General features: G+C 50.9%; 22 protein-coding genes. 17 read left to right on the forward strand and 5 right to left on the reverse strand.

Features of this window, described 5'->3' with window-relative positions:
* Nucleotides 1–2: 2 nt before the first annotated feature.
* A complete protein-coding gene (locus BQ8005_RS15445; RefSeq protein ID WP_075319293.1) occupies nucleotides 3–419 on the reverse strand; it encodes a DUF3408 domain-containing protein in 417 nt (138 codons plus the stop codon).
* A gap of 5 nt (nucleotides 420–424) precedes the next feature.
* A complete protein-coding gene (locus BQ8005_RS15450; protein WP_075318650.1) occupies nucleotides 425–1,177 on the reverse strand; it encodes a ParA family protein in 753 nt (250 codons plus the stop codon).
* Between the two features lie 594 nt (nucleotides 1,178–1,771).
* Between BQ8005_RS15450 and mobA the strand changes: the two genes are divergently transcribed.
* The 7 genes from mobA to BQ8005_RS15485 all read left to right on the forward strand — a co-directional run bounded on the left by mobA (nucleotide 1,772) and on the right by BQ8005_RS15485 (nucleotide 7,115).
* The gene (gene mobA, locus BQ8005_RS15455; RefSeq protein ID WP_075318651.1) at nucleotides 1,772–2,242 is read left to right on the forward strand and encodes a conjugal transfer protein MobA; all 471 of its coding nucleotides are present in this window, start codon (nucleotides 1,772–1,774) and stop codon (nucleotides 2,240–2,242) included.
* Nucleotides 2,232–3,485 (forward strand): conjugal transfer protein MobB, encoded by a 1,254-nt coding sequence (mobB, locus tag BQ8005_RS15460; protein WP_075318652.1) that lies wholly within the window; start codon nucleotides 2,232–2,234, stop codon nucleotides 3,483–3,485. The genes mobA and mobB overlap by 11 nt, the downstream gene beginning before the upstream one ends.
* 34 nt (nucleotides 3,486–3,519) lie before the next feature.
* Entirely contained in the window at nucleotides 3,520–5,553 is a 2,034-nt protein-coding gene (gene mobC, locus BQ8005_RS15465; protein ID WP_075318653.1) for a conjugal transfer protein MobC, read from the forward strand.
* Nucleotides 5,554–5,782: 229 nt separating this feature from the next.
* A complete protein-coding gene (locus BQ8005_RS15470; RefSeq protein WP_055172787.1) occupies nucleotides 5,783–6,040 on the forward strand; it encodes a hypothetical protein in 258 nt (85 codons plus the stop codon).
* Between the two features lie 22 nt (nucleotides 6,041–6,062).
* A complete protein-coding gene (locus BQ8005_RS15475) occupies nucleotides 6,063–6,302 on the forward strand; it encodes a DUF6926 domain-containing protein (protein ID WP_075319294.1) in 240 nt (79 codons plus the stop codon).
* A 12-nt stretch (nucleotides 6,303–6,314) separates the two neighbouring features.
* Complete coding sequence (locus tag BQ8005_RS15480; RefSeq protein WP_075318654.1) at nucleotides 6,315–6,812, forward strand: hypothetical protein; 498 nt, start codon at nucleotides 6,315–6,317, stop codon at nucleotides 6,810–6,812.
* Nucleotides 6,813–6,824: 12 nt separating this feature from the next.
* Nucleotides 6,825–7,115, forward strand: a complete 291-nt coding sequence (locus BQ8005_RS15485) for a DUF4120 family protein (RefSeq protein WP_005801808.1) — start codon at nucleotides 6,825–6,827, stop codon at nucleotides 7,113–7,115.
* A gap of 54 nt (nucleotides 7,116–7,169) precedes the next feature.
* Here BQ8005_RS15485 and BQ8005_RS15490 read toward each other — a convergent pair whose 3' ends face one another.
* The 3 genes from BQ8005_RS15490 to BQ8005_RS17455 form a co-directional block, all read right to left on the reverse strand.
* Nucleotides 7,170–7,964: a nucleotidyl transferase AbiEii/AbiGii toxin family protein gene (locus tag BQ8005_RS15490; RefSeq protein WP_005801809.1), complete on the reverse strand. Its 795-nt coding sequence runs from the start codon at nucleotides 7,962–7,964 to the stop codon at nucleotides 7,170–7,172.
* Nucleotides 7,961–8,776, reverse strand: coding sequence for a type IV toxin-antitoxin system AbiEi family antitoxin domain-containing protein (locus tag BQ8005_RS15495; protein ID WP_083610583.1), 816 nt, complete (start codon nucleotides 8,774–8,776; stop codon nucleotides 7,961–7,963). The genes BQ8005_RS15490 and BQ8005_RS15495 overlap by 4 nt, the downstream gene beginning before the upstream one ends.
* Before the next feature lie 470 nt (nucleotides 8,777–9,246).
* The gene (locus BQ8005_RS17455; protein ID WP_159436277.1) at nucleotides 9,247–9,384 is read right to left on the reverse strand and encodes a hypothetical protein; all 138 of its coding nucleotides are present in this window, start codon (nucleotides 9,382–9,384) and stop codon (nucleotides 9,247–9,249) included.
* Between the two features lie 143 nt (nucleotides 9,385–9,527).
* Here BQ8005_RS17455 and BQ8005_RS15505 point away from each other — a divergent pair, with 143 nt between their 5' ends.
* The 10 genes from BQ8005_RS15505 (at nucleotide 9,528) to BQ8005_RS15555 (ending at nucleotide 18,736) form a co-directional block, all read left to right on the forward strand.
* On the forward strand, nucleotides 9,528–11,300 hold the full coding sequence (locus tag BQ8005_RS15505; protein ID WP_075318655.1) for a DUF3945 domain-containing protein: 1,773 nt from the start codon (nucleotides 9,528–9,530) through the stop codon (nucleotides 11,298–11,300).
* 47 nt (nucleotides 11,301–11,347) lie between these two features.
* Nucleotides 11,348–11,611, forward strand: a complete 264-nt coding sequence (locus BQ8005_RS15510) for a DUF4099 domain-containing protein (RefSeq protein ID WP_032944512.1) — start codon at nucleotides 11,348–11,350, stop codon at nucleotides 11,609–11,611.
* Nucleotides 11,612–11,701: 90 nt separating this feature from the next.
* Nucleotides 11,702–13,801: a type IA DNA topoisomerase gene (locus tag BQ8005_RS15515; protein ID WP_075318656.1), complete on the forward strand. Its 2,100-nt coding sequence runs from the start codon at nucleotides 11,702–11,704 to the stop codon at nucleotides 13,799–13,801.
* 195 nt (nucleotides 13,802–13,996) lie between these two features.
* Nucleotides 13,997–14,233 (forward strand): hypothetical protein, encoded by a 237-nt coding sequence (locus BQ8005_RS17255; RefSeq protein ID WP_075319296.1) that lies wholly within the window; start codon nucleotides 13,997–13,999, stop codon nucleotides 14,231–14,233.
* A gap of 346 nt (nucleotides 14,234–14,579) precedes the next feature.
* Complete coding sequence (locus tag BQ8005_RS17760) at nucleotides 14,580–14,795, forward strand: hypothetical protein (RefSeq protein WP_075318657.1); 216 nt, start codon at nucleotides 14,580–14,582, stop codon at nucleotides 14,793–14,795.
* 34 nt (nucleotides 14,796–14,829) lie between these two features.
* Nucleotides 14,830–15,900, forward strand: coding sequence for a PRTRC system protein E (locus BQ8005_RS15535; protein ID WP_075318658.1), 1,071 nt, complete (start codon nucleotides 14,830–14,832; stop codon nucleotides 15,898–15,900).
* A gap of 3 nt (nucleotides 15,901–15,903) precedes the next feature.
* On the forward strand, nucleotides 15,904–16,125 hold the full coding sequence (locus tag BQ8005_RS15540; protein ID WP_075318659.1) for a PRTRC system protein C: 222 nt from the start codon (nucleotides 15,904–15,906) through the stop codon (nucleotides 16,123–16,125).
* On the forward strand, nucleotides 16,091–17,266 hold the full coding sequence (locus BQ8005_RS15545) for a hypothetical protein (protein WP_317044840.1): 1,176 nt from the start codon (nucleotides 16,091–16,093) through the stop codon (nucleotides 17,264–17,266). Before BQ8005_RS15540 ends, BQ8005_RS15545 begins: the two co-directional genes overlap by 35 nt.
* Nucleotides 17,253–17,951, forward strand: coding sequence for a prokaryotic E2 ligase family D protein (locus BQ8005_RS15550; RefSeq protein WP_057252935.1), 699 nt, complete (start codon nucleotides 17,253–17,255; stop codon nucleotides 17,949–17,951). Before BQ8005_RS15545 ends, BQ8005_RS15550 begins: the two co-directional genes overlap by 14 nt.
* The gene (locus BQ8005_RS15555; RefSeq protein ID WP_075318660.1) at nucleotides 17,948–18,736 is read left to right on the forward strand and encodes a PRTRC system ThiF family protein; all 789 of its coding nucleotides are present in this window, start codon (nucleotides 17,948–17,950) and stop codon (nucleotides 18,734–18,736) included. The genes BQ8005_RS15550 and BQ8005_RS15555 overlap by 4 nt, the downstream gene beginning before the upstream one ends.
* Nucleotides 18,737–18,740 lie beyond the last annotated feature (4 nt).

An 18,740-nucleotide genomic window follows, 5' to 3' on the forward strand; every position in this document is an offset into this window, starting at 1 on the left:
TTTCAAATTTTAGGGGGTGAAAAACGTTCCTTATACATTTGGGTAATTTCATCTATGTTAAGTTCGATATGCTCCGCAATGATATTGCTGATATAACTTGAAATGCTAACCTCCGGAGCTATTACATGAAGATAGTTCTTTATCTCATCGTACAGCTTACGGTTAAGATACACCTGAATACGTCCCGGCATGGGGGTATTCACCAGATATTTCTGTCGGAAGCCACTGTCCGACTCACGTTTTCTGCGTGTCTTCGGTCTGTCCGGCACGGTATCCCCGACAGGTTCCGGCTCGGACTCCACTTCAGAAGATGTATCCTCTTCCCTGGCATTGTCATTCCTACCGGGCTTGTCGGTCATGGCGGCTACCATATACCCACGGACAGCATCCTCATCCACTTTCACGATCTTCTTTGCCATATTCATTAAAAATTAAGTTTTACAATCAATTCATCGGCCAGTTCCTGCAAACCGCTGCCCTTGAGCTGTCCTGCCGGAGGAGGCAAAAGAGAACAACGGAAAAATGTTCTGGATGACGAGGAAAACTCCTTCTCATAACGGCACAAATCCGGGATGGTAGAATCCAGTACTTTAAGTCCCTGTTTCTTCATCAGTGCCATATAATTGTTGAGTACTTCGGTATTGCTTCTTCTTCTGACCTTAGTCCAGAACAGGAATACATCTTTCAGGGGAATATCCTTCCGTTCCCTCGTGAACTTCATGACACTGCTTGCAAAACTGAAACTGCTGTCCATGACAAAATTGTCGGCGGCAATGGGAGTCAGCACATAGTCCACATTGAAAATGGTCTGCAAGACGCCTGACACATCCATTGTCCCTGGCAAGTCTATGAAAATGATGTCATAATCACCTGTTTCCGCAAGTTCTCCGGCAATCTGACGCGCATCCTCCGGCCTTGCCCTTCGGATAGGATAAATCCTGCGGCCTCTAAGCCTCTGCTCATCAAGCTGTACCATATACTTCTTGTTCTTCTCCACCATTTCCATGTCACGCTCCCTCAGATTGAACAGGCTGCGCTGGGTGGAATCACAGTCAACGATGGCGATATTCCTGTCCATCGAATAACTCAGGAGACTGGCAAGCGTTACAAGCATCGTACTTTTGCCTACTCCTCCTTTCTGGTTGCTCACGGCAACGAATAACGGGTTCTTCTTCATAACTGATTGTTTTAATTGTTTATTACACGGTTGTCTTATCTGTCTGTTGTCTGCTTGCTTGGTGATACGGTTGTATGGTGCGCACCAACCGACAAACCAAACGTCATCGGTTGCAACAGACAAATAACCCGACCAATGTCTGTCTGTGTACTGCAACAGCCGGTTACACGAACCGACAGAACAACAGGGAAACAGGTACAGACCTGTCTGTTGCAACCGTCCGCACTGCAAATAAAAGAGGATTTTCCCGAATAATCACCATCATCCGGAGACGGTGACGACCCTTGTCACCGTATGACATCTTGTTACATATAATCCGCTGTTTTACAGATAAATATACCGCCGTAACTTTGCCACCGACAACGGAATGGATACCGGATGGAGCTATCCCGAAGCCGAAGAATGAGGCTGAAGGTCAAAACTCAATTTGACTTCAGGCAAATTCATGTTCAAGCGAACATAGCAAGTTGTGTTTTGGGCAGCCCGAAATGATTCGGGCATCCCAAAACAAACTTGCCACTCGCCTGAAGGCTCGGGAGGGATTTCCTCCAAAGTCGGAAATCCATGACGTAAAATCAGAAACAGAAAATCTCAATGCGTATGGAAGAAAACAGTAAAAGAAGAACAAGAAGAAGCACGGGCAGAAAACCGAAGACCGACCCGGCAGTATTCCGCTACGGTATCAAACTGACTTCGGAAGAGAACGGAAATTTCGAGCTGCTGTTTGAAAAATCCGGGATGAAACAACGGGCAAGATTCATCAAGGCGATGATTTTCGGACGCGAAATGAAGGTAGTCAGAATCGACAAAGCGGCGATGGACTACTACATCAGGCTGACCAATTTCTACCACCAGTTCCAGGCTATCGGCAACAACTACAACCAGACGGTGAAGGCAGTCAAGTCCAATTTCGGCGAGAAGCGGGCATTCGCCCTGCTCCGAAATCTGGAGAAAGCCACTATCGACTTGGTGGTACTGAGCAAGCGGATTGTCATGCTTACCCGGGAGTTCGAGGAGGAATACCTTATAAAAAGAAGGAAGGAGGAGCAGCAGAATGGTAGCTAAGATCAACCGTGGTGTATCGCTCTACGGGGCGGTCATCTACAACCAGCGTAAAGTGGACGAGGCAACCGCCCGTATCATCGCAGGCAACCGCATGATTACCGACCTCAGCGGAAATCCCCACAATGTCATGCAGCAGACGCTGTGGGCTTTCGAGAGCTATCTCGCAGCCAACAGAAACACGGAGAAACCGGTACTGCACATCTCCCTGAATCCCTCGGTGGACGACCGCCTCACGGACGGGCAGTTCGCGGAACTGGCACGCGAGTACATGCAGAAGATGGGCTACGGCGACCAGCCCTACATCGTTTATCTGCACGAAGACATTGACCGCAGGCATGTCCATATTGTCTCCACCTGCGTAAAGGAGAACGGCGAGAAAATCAGTGACGCATACGAATGGAACCGCTCGATGAAAGCCTGCCGGGAACTGGAAAACAAATTCGGGCTCAAACCTGTGGCAGACAAGCGGAATGAACTGCTGGAACCGTATCTAAAGAAAGCGGACTACCGGGACGGGGACGTGAAACGTCAGGTCGGCAATATCCTCAAGAGCGTGTTCACCGCCTACCGCTTCCAGACATTCGGGGAGTTCAGCGCCATGCTCTCATGTTTCAACATCGAGGCCAAACAGGTTCGAGGAGAATTTGAAGGTTCACCCTACAACGGTATCGTATATACCCTGACAGACGATACGGGCAGGCCGGTATGCACGCCTATCAAGTCCTCGCTCATCGGCAAGCGCTTCGGCTACGAAGGGATAGAAAAAAGGATTGCCGTCAATGTCCGTGACTTCAGGAGCCGGAAGTGGCAGCCGAAAATCCATGACACCGTCGCGCTGGCCATGCACGGATGCCGTGGAAACCGGGAAGACTTCATCCGGCTTCTCGGGGAAAAGGGCATCGATGTGGTGTTCAGGGAAAACGAGGAAGGCCGCATCTACGGCGTGACTTTCATCGACCACAGGAACCGTGAGGTATATAACGGCTCCCGTCTGGGCAAGGAGTTTTCCGCCAACGCCTTCGAACAGCTTTTCAGCAGGCCGCAGGAATTTCCGGAACAGGAAGCTCCCGGACAATATGCCGGCACACGGGAGAGCCTTTCCGACAGCATGGAAAGTACCATCGAGCAGGCTTTCGGGATATTCAGTCCCGACATCAACGGGCCGGACCCGCAGGAGGAGGCACTCGCCCGCAGGCTGCAACGCAAGAAAAAGAAGAAACGCCGTTCACGCGGCATATCCTGATTGTCAATTACCAACCATCAAAATTTTTACAGTTATGCAACAAGAAGATGATTTGAGAGGACTGGCCAAGGTCATGGAGTTCATGCGTGCCATTTCCATCGTGTTTATTGTCATCCACGTCTACTGGTTCTGCTACGGGACATTCGTGGATATGGGTATCAACATCGGAGTCGTGGACAGAATCCTGCTGAACTTCCAGAGGACGGCAGGACTGTTCAGCAACCTGCTTGTGACGAAAGTGTTCGCCTTCATATTCCTGGGCCTTTCGTGCCTGGGTACGAAAGGGGTCAAGAACCAGAAGATGACGTGGCGGAAGATATACGCCGCCTTCCTCGGCGGCATCGTCCTTTTCTTCATGAACTGGTGGATGCTCGACCTGCCGTTCAACCCGACGGTGAACGCTACCGTATATACGCTGACGCTCACCGCAGGCTACATTCTCCTGCTCATGTCGGGAGTATGGATTAGCCGTATGCTGAAGCATAACCTCATGGAGGACGTGTTCAACACCGCCAACGAAAGTTTCATGCAGGAAACAAGGCTCATGGAGAACGAGTATTCCGTCAACCTGCCCACGAAATTTGTCTATCAGGGCAAGGAATGGGACGGCTGGATCAATATCGTGAACCCGTTCCGGGCCTCTATCGTGCTGGGAACACCAGGCTCGGGAAAGAGCTATGCCGTGGTGAACAACTACATCAAACAGCAGATCGAGAAATCATTTGCCATGTATATCTACGACTACAAGTTTCCGGACCTCTCGGAGATAGCCTACAACCATCTGCTCAAGCACAGACAACATTACAAGGTCAAGCCGGAATTCTACGTCATCAATTTCGACGACCCCAGACGCAGCCACCGCTGCAATCCAATCAATCCTAGATTCATGGCAGATATCAGCGATGCCTACGAAAGTGCCTATACCATAATGCTCAATTTGAACAAGACCTGGATACAGAAACAGGGTGATTTTTTCGTGGAGTCACCGATTATCCTGCTGGCCGCAATTATCTGGTATTTGCGGATTTACAAAGACGGAAAGTACTGTACGTTCCCTCATGCGATCGAATTTCTGAACAAGCCCTATGCGGATATTTTCACGATTCTGACCTCGTATCCGTCCCTCGAAAACTACCTCTCCCCGTTCATGGACGCCTGGCAAGGAGGCGCACAGGACCAGTTGCAAGGCCAAATCGCAAGTGCGAAAATCCCGCTTTCAAGGATGATTTCGCCACAGCTGTACTGGGTGATGACGGGGGATGATTTCACGCTGGATTTGAACAATCCCGCACACCCCAAAATCCTTTGCGTGGGTAACAACCCGGACAGGCAGAATATCTATTCGGCAGCATTGGGACTGTACAACTCCCGTATCGTGAAACTGGTGAACAAGAAAGGGCAGCTCAAGAGCTCCATCATCATCGACGAGCTGCCCACCATCTACTTCCGTGGTATCGACAACCTGATTGCGACGGCCCGAAGCAACAAGGTGGCCGTCTGTCTCGGCTTCCAGGACTTCTCGCAACTGGCACGTGACTACGGGGATAAGGAAGCGAAGGTAATCCAAAACACGGTGGGCAACATCTTCAGCGGACAGGTGGTTGGAGAAACGGCAAAATCACTGTCGGAACGGTTCGGCAAGATTCTCCAGCAGCGGCAGTCCATATCCATCAACCGTCAGGACACTTCGACTTCCATCAATACGCAGCTTGATTCCCTGATACCGGCCTCCAAGATAGCCAACCTTTCGCAGGGTACGTTCGTGGGCAGCGTGGCCGACAACTTCGGGGAGGAGATAGAGCAGAAGATTTTCCATGCCCGCATCATCGTGGACAGCGCAAAGGTATCGGAAGAGATGAAAGCCTACAGGAAAATTCCTGTCATCAACGAGTTCAGGGACGCGGACGGAAACGATATCATGCAGCAGCAGATTGACCGCAACTACTCGCAGATAAAGGCGGATGTCTTGCAGATAATAGAAGAAGAAATGGAAAGAATAAAAAATGATCCGGAGCTGAGACACCTCATCCCGCAGCAGGAGGGAGAAGAGAACAATGACGGAGAATAAAGGAAAAAGGAGACCGCTGTTTTATTTCCGCCTGCAAAGGTCGTCCCGTGCCCGCTGGATTGTGCAAGGCCGGGCCCCTCCGTGGTTTGCTGAAAAAATCATCCTCGCCCGGGGGCTCCGGTATTTTTTCGCAAAGCCTTGCGCAATCCGGCACGGGACAGAAAGGCAGGCAAGAAATAAAATACCGGCTTGACAAGCCGCAGATGTCTAACTCAAAAAAATGAAAGATATGAGCAGAAGCAACTTCACCCCGATGGAAAGATTCCATGAGATTCTAAACGGACACGGACTACAGGCCATGAACGTAGGTATAAATCATATCCGCATCTTCAGGGACGGCCGGAAAATATTCGACTACTATCCGCTGAGGATGAAACTCTTCGACTACCACAACTGGTACCAGCTTACCTATCCATCCTTCGGCAATGGCGACGGAAAATGGGAACAGGAACTTCAGGAGATAATCGGCAGACTTTCCGCCGCATAAACGGTATGCTATGGCAGCGCACATGAAAAAGACGGAATGGGACAACATTCCCGAATGGGCCATATATGCCCTGGAATACGGAACGGAAGAGGACGGCAGCCTGAACGAAGAGGAACGGGCCATGATTGAAAAGTTTGTCGGCACACATTTCCCGAAAGGATACACGATGAGCGTTAATTGGGACGCCTGCAACGAGTTTGACCGCTATCCCGCATTTGGAGAGCCTTGCAAGACCTGCAAGGTTCTTTTTGTTTCACCATAAATACACAGAAAAATGAAAAGAATGACACTGAGCGAATACCTCGCTGTCCCCGAAAATTACCGGGGAGTATGGACTACCGAACGATGGGACATTCCCGATTGGGAAAACTTGAGAAAAAGCCACATGGGAAAACGTACCCTGATGGTATATGACAAAGGCACGTGCCTGCTTGTCGAGGGGCTGAGTCTTGAAATCGTGGATGACAGTTCCTGGAAGAAGCCGGAGGAAATCAAGAAGGAAATCCGTGAAAAATATCAGGAGTACCGTACTGAAAAGGGACGTGAACCGCATTTCCTCGAATGCATCATACGCTGGAACGACACCTTGGAGACACTGGAGACAAGAATAGCCCTGGACATGGATTCCGATACGGAAATGGACGATGAAATCTTCTTCTACTGCGATACTCTGGACAGCCTGCTGTCGCTGGCTGACAGAAGCGGGGAAGATTTTGTCATAGCCGGATGTTTCAGCTTCGGTGAATATGAAGAACTGTTACAGACAACATAAAAATGAATGAATATGATAATCAAATGTCAGGAACACTACGACAAGGTGGTGGAATACGCAAAAAGTATCGGAGACAATACCTTACAACAGTGCATCGAACGATTGCAACAGTGGGAAAAGAACTCAAACGGGAAATATGAAATAGAACTCTACTGGGACTTTGCACCCCATTCGTTCGGATTCGCCGAAAGAACTCCCGACGGACGGACTGGAGTCGTCGGAGGGGTACTCTATCATGGCAGACCGGACGAATCATACGCCGTGATGCTCAATCCGTTCCATGGATGGAGCATACACACCTGAAGATAAAATCCTGTAAAGCCCATTTCCCCCAGTAAATGAGAAAATGGGCTTTCATCACTTTTGTAACCTGTCTAACAGGAGCGTTCGTACCACCTCATAGCCTTCCTGCGGATTGAACTCTTCATCCGGCCGAAGCAACTGCATGGTATCACCCAAGAACTCATCATCCTGCATTTTGTCTTCCATATTGATAATAAATTCTTTGTAAGTAGGAATATGGTCAACCACAAATTCCATATACTTCTGATAGCAAGCCAGCACGTTGTCTATGTTGATGTCTGATGTGGTCAAGGCCTTGTACAAATCATACAAATCACGTCCTTTTCTCCGTTGGTACAAGGCACGCAGTTTTGTACCAACCAGTTCATCCAACTGATAAGTCAGGACATCGCATTTTCCGTTATACCATTTGTTGACCACTGAAAATGGCATACGTTGCATAGGCAGTACACTGAAATGTTCCTTGCAGTTGATTTCCACTTTCAGATGAATCGGGACTACTGGTATGGATTCTGATTCCAGCCTGAAAATCAAAGTGTTGTTGTGCTTTTTCTGCTTCACTTTCGGCTCTCCGAGAAAAGCGAGTGCATCTCTTATATGGTCATAGGTCTCTTTGATCGGTTCTGCATTAATCTGTACCAAGTCAATATCTTCACTGTACCTGGGTTGGGGCGAGAGAAACAACTTGTGTAATGCGGTCCCTCCGCGAAAAGCCAGATGGGAAGCAAGATATTCATCCTTGTATATCTCAGTCAAGGCTCTGCATATCAGCAGATCCTGTTCGACCTGTTCGGACTCTGTCCATGGAACATGTTCGCTCCATTCTCTGATTGCAAATTCCGGTATCATTCGTCTATTTCTATTTCCTGGTTAATGATTACTTTCCATTTCTTGTCAACCTCACAACCCTCTGTCGGTTTGTTTATCTTAAACGGTATCTTTCTAAATTTCAGTCCTGCAACCTCCATTTTGGAATATAAGGTTTCCGCCAAATCCGCTCTTTCCAATACATGTTCCAGAATATAACCCAGACGTTGAAAGACCGGTATGGCCGATGTCTTGAAAAAGGAATCATCCAGGCTGTCCAGATTCATTGTCTCAACCAATTCATTCAACACGGTGCAGACGCGATTCAGACCACCTACACTTTTTTCGTTTTCCACCAGGTCAACAGCTGTCAGTTCAGGACAAGAAACATTGATATGACCTGTCTGCGTCTTGTGCTTCCTTACAAATTCCATACTTATTTCCTTCTTGGAAAAGAACAATATGGATGTTCCGCTCTTTGAAGTATTCCTCATGCCCGGTTGTTCCACCATGAGGGAAAATGTCTGTACTCTTTGATGTGACGCGCCATAAAATGAAGCCGCATTCAAAAGAGCAACATAATATCTTTTCCCAAGATAAGACATCAGCTGATCCATATAGAAAACAGGCGGAATTACGCCTTTTAACGAATATTCAACAGGCATAATGACATAAAAATTACGCCAGGGAGAAACTATCTTCGCTTTGGCGGCCAAACGGTACAATGCGGTTTTAATATATACCTTACCCGCTGAGGGGAATTGCTTTTCTATATCCTCTTTAGTGAAGGTGTAATATCCCCTTACTTCCCGGCTTTCAATCCAATCTGACAAAGTTTCTATATGCTTCTTCATAATTTAACTGCAATGGCATTGCAAAAGTAGTCATTTTTTGACTACTTACGCAGATTTATTGCATTTTTTATGTTGAAAGGGAATTTTTCTCCATATTTCTATAAAATGGCATCATAAGCCACGCTTCACTTGATAAGTCCCTTCAGAGAAGTTAACTCGGAGGGCGAATACCTCCACGTTCAAGCCTCCGGTTTTCGGGACACAAAATTCCCTGCGGTAATTTTCCGCCCGAAAAAACGCTCCGGTATTGCCGTCCGAGTTGGGGAAAGTACCGGGACTTAGCAAGCGAAGCGACCTACGACGCATAGATACAGGTCAACATAAAAAAGAATCCGGCGGGAGAACCATGCTCCCGTATGCCATCCCAATGGATTACGCCATCCGGTTATTCCACTAAACGGAAATCCGCATCCTGTCACAAAAGGACACATCAAGGGGGACAAAAGCAGCTCGCTCCCAACTCTGCATAATTACAGTTTTTCCTTTTCTTCCGTGCGGTAGTGCGTACCACCACGCCCGTGCATGTCCGGCCTGTTCCAGCCTTTTCCCTTTCCTTTGCCGCCTTTTGTTTTTTCTCCTTTTCCTGCCGTTTTACCCCGTTTTTTCACTCCGTTTTCTCCGGCCTGCGGTGTAATGTGATGACACAAGATGTAATGTGTGTCCTAACACATTGCAAATCAATTATTTATCAACTTTTCTCCTATATATTTGCGGTGACAACATGAGTTATCAACACTAAAAATCAAAAATTATGGCAAAGAAAAATGCAAGGGAAGACCCCCCGAAACCGCAGGTCTCCGAAAACGAGCAGATGAGTGACATCGTGTTCATCCTCGACAAGATGGAACTGATTCTGGAAGCGGTGTCGCAAATCGGACAGGACGGAAAATTCAACACAGTAGCCGCCGACAGGCAGAACCGGAACTCCTTCCTGAAGATTGACCGCTATGCAGACGCCTTCGAGAACTTCATCAAGAACTTCTGGAGCCAGCTGAAAGACCCGACACGTTTCGGAATCCTCTCCGTCAAGGAAGACAGGCTGGACGACCCTGCCGTGCAGCAGGCCATCGAGGACATCGCCGCAGGAAAAAAGACAAAAGCCGTGGAGGAATTTCTCAAGCAGTACGAGATTGTTCCGCGCAACAAGGAAAACCAAAGTATCAACCAAAAAAATCAAGAAGAAATGGCAAAGAAAAATGAAACCCAGCAGCAGGCTGCCGCAGCCGACAGCCAGCCGCAGACCCAGTCCCCCCAGTACCGTTACAACGAGTCCATGATCAACTGGGAACAGCTAAAGAATTTCGGAATCTCCCGTGAATACCTTCAGGAACGCGGACTGCTCGAACAGATGCTCCGTGGCTACAAGACCAACCAGGTCGTGCCCATCAGCATGAACTTCGGCTCGGCCGTACTGAGGACGGACGCACGCCTGTCCTTCCAGCAGTCCATGGCGGGCGATGTGGTACTCGGCATCCACGGTATCCGGCAGAAACCCGACCTTGACCGACCGTATTTCGGACATATCTTCTCCGACGAGGACAAGAAGAACCTGCTCGAAACGGGCAACATGGGACGTGTCGTGGAACTGAAAGGGCGTAACGGGGAGTATATCCCATCCTTCATCAGCATCGACAAGCTGACCAACGAGGTGGTAGCCATGAAAGCGGAGAACGCCTTCATCCCGAGGGAAATCAAGGGCGTGGAGCTGACCGAGCAGGAGCAGAACGACCTGCGTGAAGGCAAGAAGGTCTATGTCGAGGGCATGATCGCCAAGTCCGGCAACGAGTTCAACGCCTTCATCCAGGTGAATGCCGAACGCAGGGGCGTAGAGTTCATCTTCGAGAACGACAAGCTCTTCAATCGCCAGACACTCGGGGGCGTGGAACTGACACAGAAACAGATTGAGGACCTGAACGCCGGAAAAGCCATCTTCGTCGAGGGAATGCAGCGCAAGGACGGTGAGGTATTCTCCTCCTACGTGAAGCTGGACGAGGCGACAGGCCGCCCGTCCTACACCCGCTACAACCCGGACTCGCCGGAGGGCGCACGCGAAATCTATATCCCCAACGAAATCAACGGCGTGAAAATATCGCTGGAGGAACAGCAGCAGCTCCGTGACGGCAAGGTGATCTTCCTCAATGACATGGTGAACCGCAAGGGAGAGGAATTCTCCTCCTTCATCAAGGCCGACCTGGAGACGGGACGCCTGAGCTACTCCCGCACGCCGGACGGCTTCGAGCAGCGCGAGGATTTCAAGATTCCTACCAAGGTGTGGGACGTGGAGCTGACCAGAAAGCAGCGTGCTGACCTGCAAAGCGGAAAGGCCGTGCTGGTGGAAGGCATCAAGGGATATGACGGGAAGACCATCTCGCAGTACGTCAAGGCGAACTTCAACCAGGGACGGCTGGACTTCTACAACGAGAATCCCGACCGCAAGCGTGACGCCTCGCAGCGCAACGTGGTGGCAAACAATCAGCGACAGGAACAGGGCAACCGCAAGTCAAAGGGTGCGAGCATTGCCTGATGGCAGGCAACTGAAAAATAAATGTTGAATCAAAAAAAGAAAGAAATATGAAAAAGGAAAACGGAAACGACATGCCTTTCAAGGCTGATGAAGTGAACTGGGACGAACTCTCCGGTATCGGTATCATGAAGGACGAGCTGGAACTCTCCGGCGAGATGGACACCCTCCTCAGGGGAGAGAAAACGAAAGTGATGTCCCTGAGCCTCGTGCTCCTCGGCGTGGACGTGGTGATGGACGCCACCCTCCAGCTGGTCCGCAAGGGCGAGGCGCCGCTGCTGGAAATCCAGGGAGTGACACCGCTGGGCAAATAACCTGAGAGCAATTATCAAGTAAACCGATGTCTTACCGCCGTTTCCTGTCTTCCGCATGGAAAACGGGAAACGGCTTAATTTTTATCCAATATGATAGCAATCATCAGTGAAAAGCCGAGTGTAGGCTTGGACATAGCCCGTGTAGTCGGGGCTGATACAAGAAATGACGGCTACTGTTCCGGTAACGGATATATGGTGACCTGGGCACTGGGACACCTCGTGTCACTGGCCATGCCGGACACTTACGGTTACACGAAAACGGCGGCGGAGGAGCTGCCGATGCTGCCGGACCCGTTCCGTCTGGTCTCCAGACAGGTACGCACGGACAGGGGAATGGTTACGGACATCGCCTCCTCGAAACAGCTGAAAGTCATAGAAAACGTGTTCAACCGCTGTGACAGCATCATCGTGGCTACCGATGCCGGTCGCGAAGGGGAACTTATCTTCCGCTGGATATACGACTTTCTGGGCTGCACGAAACCGTTCAGACGCCTGTGGATCTCCTCGCTGACCGACGAGGCCATACGGAAAGGGCTGGAGGAACTGAAGGACGGCTCGGAATACGACAGCCTGTATGCCGCCGCCGACAGCCGCGCGAAGGCGGACTGGCTGGTGGGCATGAACGCCAGCCGTGCCCTGGCCATCGTCTCCGGCTCTTCCAACAACTCGATCGGACGGGTGCAGACTCCGACGCTCGCCATGATATGCAGCCGCTACAGGGAGAACCGCAGTTTCGTATCCACACCATACTGGCAGCTGCATGACACCCTCAATGGCGGCACGTCACACCGCCGCTTCTTCCATCCCGCGACCTTTGACGACAGGCAGAAGGCGGAAGCCGCCTACCGCAGTCTCTCTCCCGATTCTTCGGCGACGGTCACGAAAGTGGAGCGCAGGAAAACCCTGCAACAGCCGCCGCTGCTCTACGACCTGACGGCACTCCAGAAGGACTGCAACGTGTATCTCGACCTGGCCGCAGCAAAGACGCTGGACATCGCCCAGTCGCTCTACGAGAAGAAGCTCATTTCCTACCCGAGAACGGGAAGCCGGTATATTCCGCACGATGTGATGGCCTGCGTGCCCGGTCTGCTGGAAAGAATCTTGGCCATGCCGGGATTCGCCACAAGTGCCGGAATCCTTGACTTTGCGTGTCTCAACACCCGCAGCGTGGACGACAGCAAAGTGACGGACCACCATGCCCTCATCACGACCGGCATCGCACCCGAAGGGCTTTCCGAGGCGGAAGAGGCCGTCTATACGCTGATAGCCGGACGTATGCTGGAGGCGTTCTCGCCCTGCTGCGAGAAGGAACTGATTCTTATGGAATGCCGTCTGGACAACATGGATTTCCGCTCGAAAAGCTCCCTTGTCGTCAGTCCGGGATGGCGCGGCATCTTCCGCAGGAAAGAGGACAGGCAGGACGACGAACCGGAAACCGACGAGGGTACGGCCGTATTTGCCGAAGGGGACACGGTACCGGTTTCAGGATTCGGACTGGCCCAGAAGAAGACCGTGCCCAGACCGCTCTATACCGAAGCCACGCTGCTGGCAGCGATGGAGACCTGCGGCAGGGAGATAGCCGACGAACAGGCACGCGAGGCCGTGAAGGAGCTGGGCATCGGCACGCCCGCCACAAGAGCCGCCATCATCACCACACTGTTCAAGCGTGACTATATCGCCCGCTCCGGCAAGAGCATCGTCCCCACGGAAAAGGGACTCCATATCTACGATGCGGTGAAGGACATGCTCGTGGCGGACGTTTCCCTGACAGGAAGCTGGGAGAAGACCCTGCTCCAGATAGAGCGGCACACGCTCGGACCGGACACGTTCATGGCATCCATCACGGACTACACCCGCAAGGCTACCCGTGAAATCCTGAACCTCAGCCTTCCGGCGGTAGCCGCCCGCACGTTCACCTGTCCCAAATGCAAGACCGGACACATCATCGTCAGGGAGAAGAGTGCCCGCTGCGACAATAAAGGGTGCGGACTGACCGTGTACCGCAGATTCCTGAACAAGGAACTGACGGACCAGCATCTGGAACAGCTTTTCTCCTCCGGCTCCACACGGCTCATCAAGGGATTCAAGGGAAAGAAGGGCGTGGCTTTCGACGCTTCGGTCACTTTCGACGCCGGGTTCACCCTGACACTCTCGTTCCCCAAAAACGGGAACGGCAGGAAAAGGAAATGATGAAGCCATCCCGATTCGCGGGGCAAAGGTCGCAGCCCGCCCGTTTCCACCGGCAAGGTCGGGCCTTACGGTTTCTGGGAAAAATCATCCTCGCCCGAGGCTCCGGTATTTTCCCCGAAAACCTTGCCTGTGGAGGCGGACTGCAAGAAAGCCCCTGAAACCGGGAATGGCATTCCCGCCAAACACATGAAGATTATGAAAGCAAAAGAACGTATCAGAAAGATAGCGGACAGCAGATGGACAAGGACACTCGCGCTGGCCGTAACAGCAGCCATCATATTCAGCTGGCTCTATTCCCACGGCATATCGCCCGTATGGACCGCCGTGGCCATCATCTGTTTCAGGGGATTCTTCAGGTTCCTCTACCGTATAGCCTGTTTTCTCGTGGCACTGGCCATCATTCTGTGCATCCTGAGTTTTCTGGTCTTCTGAAATCTGACGATATGGAACATGCACGGAATTTATCATTGCAGCATAAGGGAGCTGTCCGGGAGCGGGCGGCTCTTTCTGTATCCGTCACAGCCGGAAATGACACGGGAAGAAAAGGGAATGGACTAAAAACACAGACATTGGCAAACCGAGAACTACAGGGCAAAGTTGGCAAACGCTTCTTGTCGGACGGCAAGGTCAGGCCGCAAGCGGTTTCGGAAAAAATCATCCTCGCTGCGCTCCGGTATTTTTCCCGAAAACCCTGCCTTTCCGGAAGCATTTGCCGTTGGGCCCTTGTAGTTCAACGGGCTGCCAAAGCCCGGGTATTCACAGTTAAAAATTAAAGAATATGCAACAAGCGATCATCACAAGACAGTCACCTGCCCCGATAGGGATACCCGTGACAAGAAGACCGAAAGTACACGTCCCGCAACCGGCAATCAAGCTGCCGCCAAGGGGAACCACCGGCCCCGTTCACATCTCAAAGCTGCTGAACCCCGTTCTGGAAATATGCAGACATCCGGACAGGGACAGGCTGCTGGCAGAATTCTTCAGCGAATATTGAAACACATCGTCTAATCATTTAATTTTTTTCAATTATGTTTTTCACAGCAATCCACCAGATGATGACGGAAAGCGTGGACCTCACGATCGTCATCCGCAAGACAAACGGACAACTGACCGTTTCCACATTACCCAAGTCGAACGGACTCAAGGACGAGGCCCAGAACCACATCGTGCCGCTGACTGTCACGGGCACACCGCAGGAACTTGACACAGGATTCCTGCAGGCAGTCACAAGACCGATACAGAAAGCCTGCGGGCTGATCTCCAACATGGCACAGTTCGAGGCTCAGGCGGACAAGGCCGCCGCCAGCAGCAAGGCCGCCAAGGAAGCGAAATCCAAGGAAACGAAGGAAGAACGCGAGAAACGGGAAAAGTACGAGAAACTGATGAAGAAGGCGGAAGAACTGACAGCCGCCAAGAATCACAGGGAGGTCATCAATGTGCTCGGACAGGCGAAAGCGTATGCAACAGCCGCCCAGCTGAAGGAAATAGAGGAGAAGATAAAGGCGGCAACTTCCGAAATGAACAAGGGCAGCCTTTTCGACCTGATGGAGCAGGAAGCACAGCCGGAACAGACGGCATATGCACAGACACCGCAGGCGCAACATCCGCAACAGACTGTACCGCCACAGCCTGTATATACACAGTCTCCGCAGCCTCCTATGCCTGGACAGGGACAGACAGTGGCGCAAAAACCGCCGCAGCCTGTACCGCCGCAACCGGCATACACACAGCCACAGATGCCGGGACAGGCACAGCCCGCACCGCAGAGACCGCAACAGGCATACACGCAGCATCCGCAGCAACCGGGAATATGGCCGCCGCAACAACAGCCGCCACAGCCGCAGGCAAGACCGCAGATACAGCCGCACGCGCAATACGTGCAGCGGACAGGCGGACAGCAGCCTCCCCAACCTCAATACCCGCCGCAGCCTGAAATGCGGGAGTGGCAGGAAGAGAGGCTCATGCAAGAGGACGAACAGCAGCAACCGTACCTCTCCGACCAGGAGTACCCCGCATATAGTGAGAAGGACTATGAGGAATACGTTGATTTCCCACAGTCCATGCTGGAACCCAAGTATTCATCTTATCAGACAGTTTAAGCCATGGCACTCGAAATTAAAGGAATGATACGTTCATTCAGATTCAAGAAAGGAACAGAGTATATAACCCTTCAGGACCCGGATCCGAACATCTCGCCGGACATGGTCATGGGCTACTATTCGAACATGTACCCGGAACTGACGACGGCCACCGTACACGGTCCGGTCATCAGGGAGGACATGGCGGAATATGAGTTCAAGACAACCATCGGAACGAAAGGATAAAGGATATGGCAAAGGACAACAGAAAAAAGAAGGAATCATGCAGACTATTGAGCGAATCCCAAATGGAACAGCTTGCAAGGTACATCATACAAGGAACCGGACAAGCCTACCGTTACGGAACAGAAAAGAGAAAAAGGATTGCGGCGCCCAGCGGTGCCGTAATCATTTTTTAAGTACGGCTTTCTCCAATATCGTACCTGGTTTTCTCATAAAGGACTACGATGGGGAGCCGTTCAATATACTGACGGATGAAAACTACGGATTCCTGCTCGCCTCATACCGGAAATATGCGGAACTCATGGGGGTAAAAGCCCATCATGTCCCCGGAAGGAATATCGGGGAAAGCATCAACCAGCTGGTATATGACATGGAAACCCTGCTCAAGGACAATGTGGGTGTCAACATAGAACAAAATCAGCAACACCTGTATTTCAACCTGTGGAAATACCACCAATGGGGAGAATATACGCTGTACTATTTCCCCGTAAAATTCGTGGAAGCACTGAACCCGGTCTTGAAACGGATCTCAATATCGTTCATCTGCGATATGGCTAATGCCAATGGAATCGCCACGATACTGGACGGTGAAGAAACGGACATGGTACTCGACTGGCTTGAAACGGCGGAATGGGACGAACCTGAAACCGACACACGGAACAGGCTCGCCACAATCCGTTCATACAGGAAAGGGAAAGTCCGCAGGTTGCTGAAACGGGTGGAAAAGACATCCTATTACAAGAATCTACCCGCCGCCATACGGAAATATTCCCCGAAGGACAAATGGGAAACGACCCTGCTGGAACTGATGACAGAGGGAGTGCAGTTTCTCTTTCCGGAAAAACCGATCATGCACTACTGCTATGACCCGTACTTCGAGGAGGAACCGGATTACTGGCCGATGGGACTTGACAGACAGATACGGATAGCTTATGACATCTATGATATTGTAACGGAAAGCCTTGAAAACCAATACAATTCAGAGAGGCAAGAAACATATGACCTGATTCCCGTCACCACAATGAAAATATCACCGGAAACTGACAGCCTGTTCAGAATGGAAGACGATTATCCCGAACGTTTTTTCAGATGGGCGGACAAATTCATAAACCATATATCGAATAAAGAAGATGGAAAAGAATGAACTTACGAATACGATACATACCACCCTTTGCCCCCGTGCGGTACTGATAGCTTACACCTATGCCCAGGACAAAAAGTATTTCCTGGAACAGCGGAGCATTGACGCGAAGGGAAGAATGGGTGAAGGACACCCTGTAACTGTGGAATTCATGAATGAACTGGTACGCAACTACTCGGAAACATACAGCGGAACGCCGTATGGCAGACTGCCGTCCAATCTGCTGTATGCGGACACACGTAAGGGAAGCGAGGAATACATCTGGTACAATCCTCCCGGGAAACGGATGATGTATTTCGTGGAAAATCTCGGAATCGAGAACGCGCAATACAACCTGCCTGGCATAATCTATCAGGCCAAAGAAACACAGCTGGATGTTTATGCCTATAAGGACAACCTGCCTGACATGGAGACGGCACTATATGCGGCGCCTCTGTTCAACGTGACAGGCTCAAGCGTGTGTCTCGGTTCGGCAAGAATAGAGAAACCCCGGAACCTGACCTATGCGAACCTGCTCGAATACTGGGAAAAGAAATTCTGGCTGACGGAATTCACCCACCTGGGAGGAAACGGGAACCCGACAAAGTCAAACCTCGTGCTGGTGACAAAGGCGGCACGGGACAGGGATTTCAACCTCGACGAACTGAAACCGTTGAACAATATGAAACTTAAAGACATACTGAAATGAAAAGGGTACATTACATCGACAACTATCTCATAAACCCGCAGCATCCGGTGACGGTAAACCTTATCGGAGCGGGAGGAACAGGCTCGCAGGTGCTTACCTGTCTGGCAAGGCTCGACACGGCACTCAGGGGACTCGGACACCCCGGACTGTTCATAACCGTGTATGATTCCGACATCGTGACGGAAGCCAACATCGGGCGGCAGCTCTTCAGTCCATCGGACATCGGACTGAACAAGGCGCAGTGTCTCGTCACACGCATAAACAACTTCTTCGGCAACGACTGGAAGGCGATACCGGACATCTATCCGACAATCATGAAGGACACCAGACGGGAAAACCTGGCCAACATCACAATCACCTGTACGGACAACATCAAATCCCGGCTCGACCTCTGGAACATACTGAAAGCCGTGCCTATATCAGAATACAGAAGCCACGAAACGCCCATGTACTGGATGGACTTCGGGAATACGCAGGACACGGGACAAGTCATCCTCGGAACCGTGCCGAAGAAAATCAGGCAACCGGCATCCAAACTGTACGAGACAGTCGAATCGCTGAAGGTAATCACCCGCTATGTGAAATATGAGAAGGTTAAGGAGAAAGACTCCGGACCGAGCTGCTCGCTGGCGGAGGCTCTGGAGAAGCAGGACCTGTTCATTAACTCCACGCTGGCACAGCTCGGCTGTAACATCCTGTGGAAGATGTTCCGCAATGGCATGATTGAACATCACGGACTGTACTTGAACCTCTCCACCATGAAAATGAATCCGATAACTGTATAATATA

Origin of the sequence: Bacteroides togonis (genome assembly GCF_900130135.1) — a bacterium.
Taxonomy (GTDB): Bacteria; Bacteroidota; Bacteroidia; order Bacteroidales; family Bacteroidaceae; genus Bacteroides; species Bacteroides pullorum.

Coding starts and splice junctions, on each gene's coding strand:
- BQ8005_RS15445 (WP_075319293.1), bottom strand. CDS start 419: ATGGCAAAGAAGATCGTGAAAGTGGATGAGGATGCTGTCCGTGGGTAT.
- BQ8005_RS15450 (WP_075318650.1), bottom strand. CDS start 1,177: ATGAAGAAGAACCCGTTATTCGTTGCCGTGAGCAACCAGAAAGGAGGA.
- mobA (WP_075318651.1), top strand. CDS start 1,772: ATGCGTATGGAAGAAAACAGTAAAAGAAGAACAAGAAGAAGCACGGGC.
- mobB (WP_075318652.1), top strand. CDS start 2,232: ATGGTAGCTAAGATCAACCGTGGTGTATCGCTCTACGGGGCGGTCATC.
- mobC (WP_075318653.1), top strand. CDS start 3,520: ATGCAACAAGAAGATGATTTGAGAGGACTGGCCAAGGTCATGGAGTTC.
- BQ8005_RS15470 (WP_055172787.1), top strand. CDS start 5,783: ATGAGCAGAAGCAACTTCACCCCGATGGAAAGATTCCATGAGATTCTA.
- BQ8005_RS15475 (WP_075319294.1), top strand. CDS start 6,063: ATGAAAAAGACGGAATGGGACAACATTCCCGAATGGGCCATATATGCC.
- BQ8005_RS15480 (WP_075318654.1), top strand. CDS start 6,315: ATGAAAAGAATGACACTGAGCGAATACCTCGCTGTCCCCGAAAATTAC.
- BQ8005_RS15485 (WP_005801808.1), top strand. CDS start 6,825: ATGATAATCAAATGTCAGGAACACTACGACAAGGTGGTGGAATACGCA.
- BQ8005_RS15490 (WP_005801809.1), bottom strand. CDS start 7,964: ATGATACCGGAATTTGCAATCAGAGAATGGAGCGAACATGTTCCATGG.
- BQ8005_RS15495 (WP_083610583.1), bottom strand. CDS start 8,776: ATGAAGAAGCATATAGAAACTTTGTCAGATTGGATTGAAAGCCGGGAA.
- BQ8005_RS15505 (WP_075318655.1), top strand. CDS start 9,528: ATGGCAAAGAAAAATGCAAGGGAAGACCCCCCGAAACCGCAGGTCTCC.
- BQ8005_RS15510 (WP_032944512.1), top strand. CDS start 11,348: ATGAAAAAGGAAAACGGAAACGACATGCCTTTCAAGGCTGATGAAGTG.
- BQ8005_RS15515 (WP_075318656.1), top strand. CDS start 11,702: ATGATAGCAATCATCAGTGAAAAGCCGAGTGTAGGCTTGGACATAGCC.
- BQ8005_RS17255 (WP_075319296.1), top strand. CDS start 13,997: ATGAAAGCAAAAGAACGTATCAGAAAGATAGCGGACAGCAGATGGACA.
- BQ8005_RS17760 (WP_075318657.1), top strand. CDS start 14,580: ATGCAACAAGCGATCATCACAAGACAGTCACCTGCCCCGATAGGGATA.
- BQ8005_RS15535 (WP_075318658.1), top strand. CDS start 14,830: ATGTTTTTCACAGCAATCCACCAGATGATGACGGAAAGCGTGGACCTC.
- BQ8005_RS15540 (WP_075318659.1), top strand. CDS start 15,904: ATGGCACTCGAAATTAAAGGAATGATACGTTCATTCAGATTCAAGAAA.
- BQ8005_RS15545 (WP_317044840.1), top strand. CDS start 16,091: ATGAGTTCAAGACAACCATCGGAACGAAAGGATAAAGGATATGGCAAA.
- BQ8005_RS15550 (WP_057252935.1), top strand. CDS start 17,253: ATGGAAAAGAATGAACTTACGAATACGATACATACCACCCTTTGCCCC.
- BQ8005_RS15555 (WP_075318660.1), top strand. CDS start 17,948: ATGAAAAGGGTACATTACATCGACAACTATCTCATAAACCCGCAGCAT.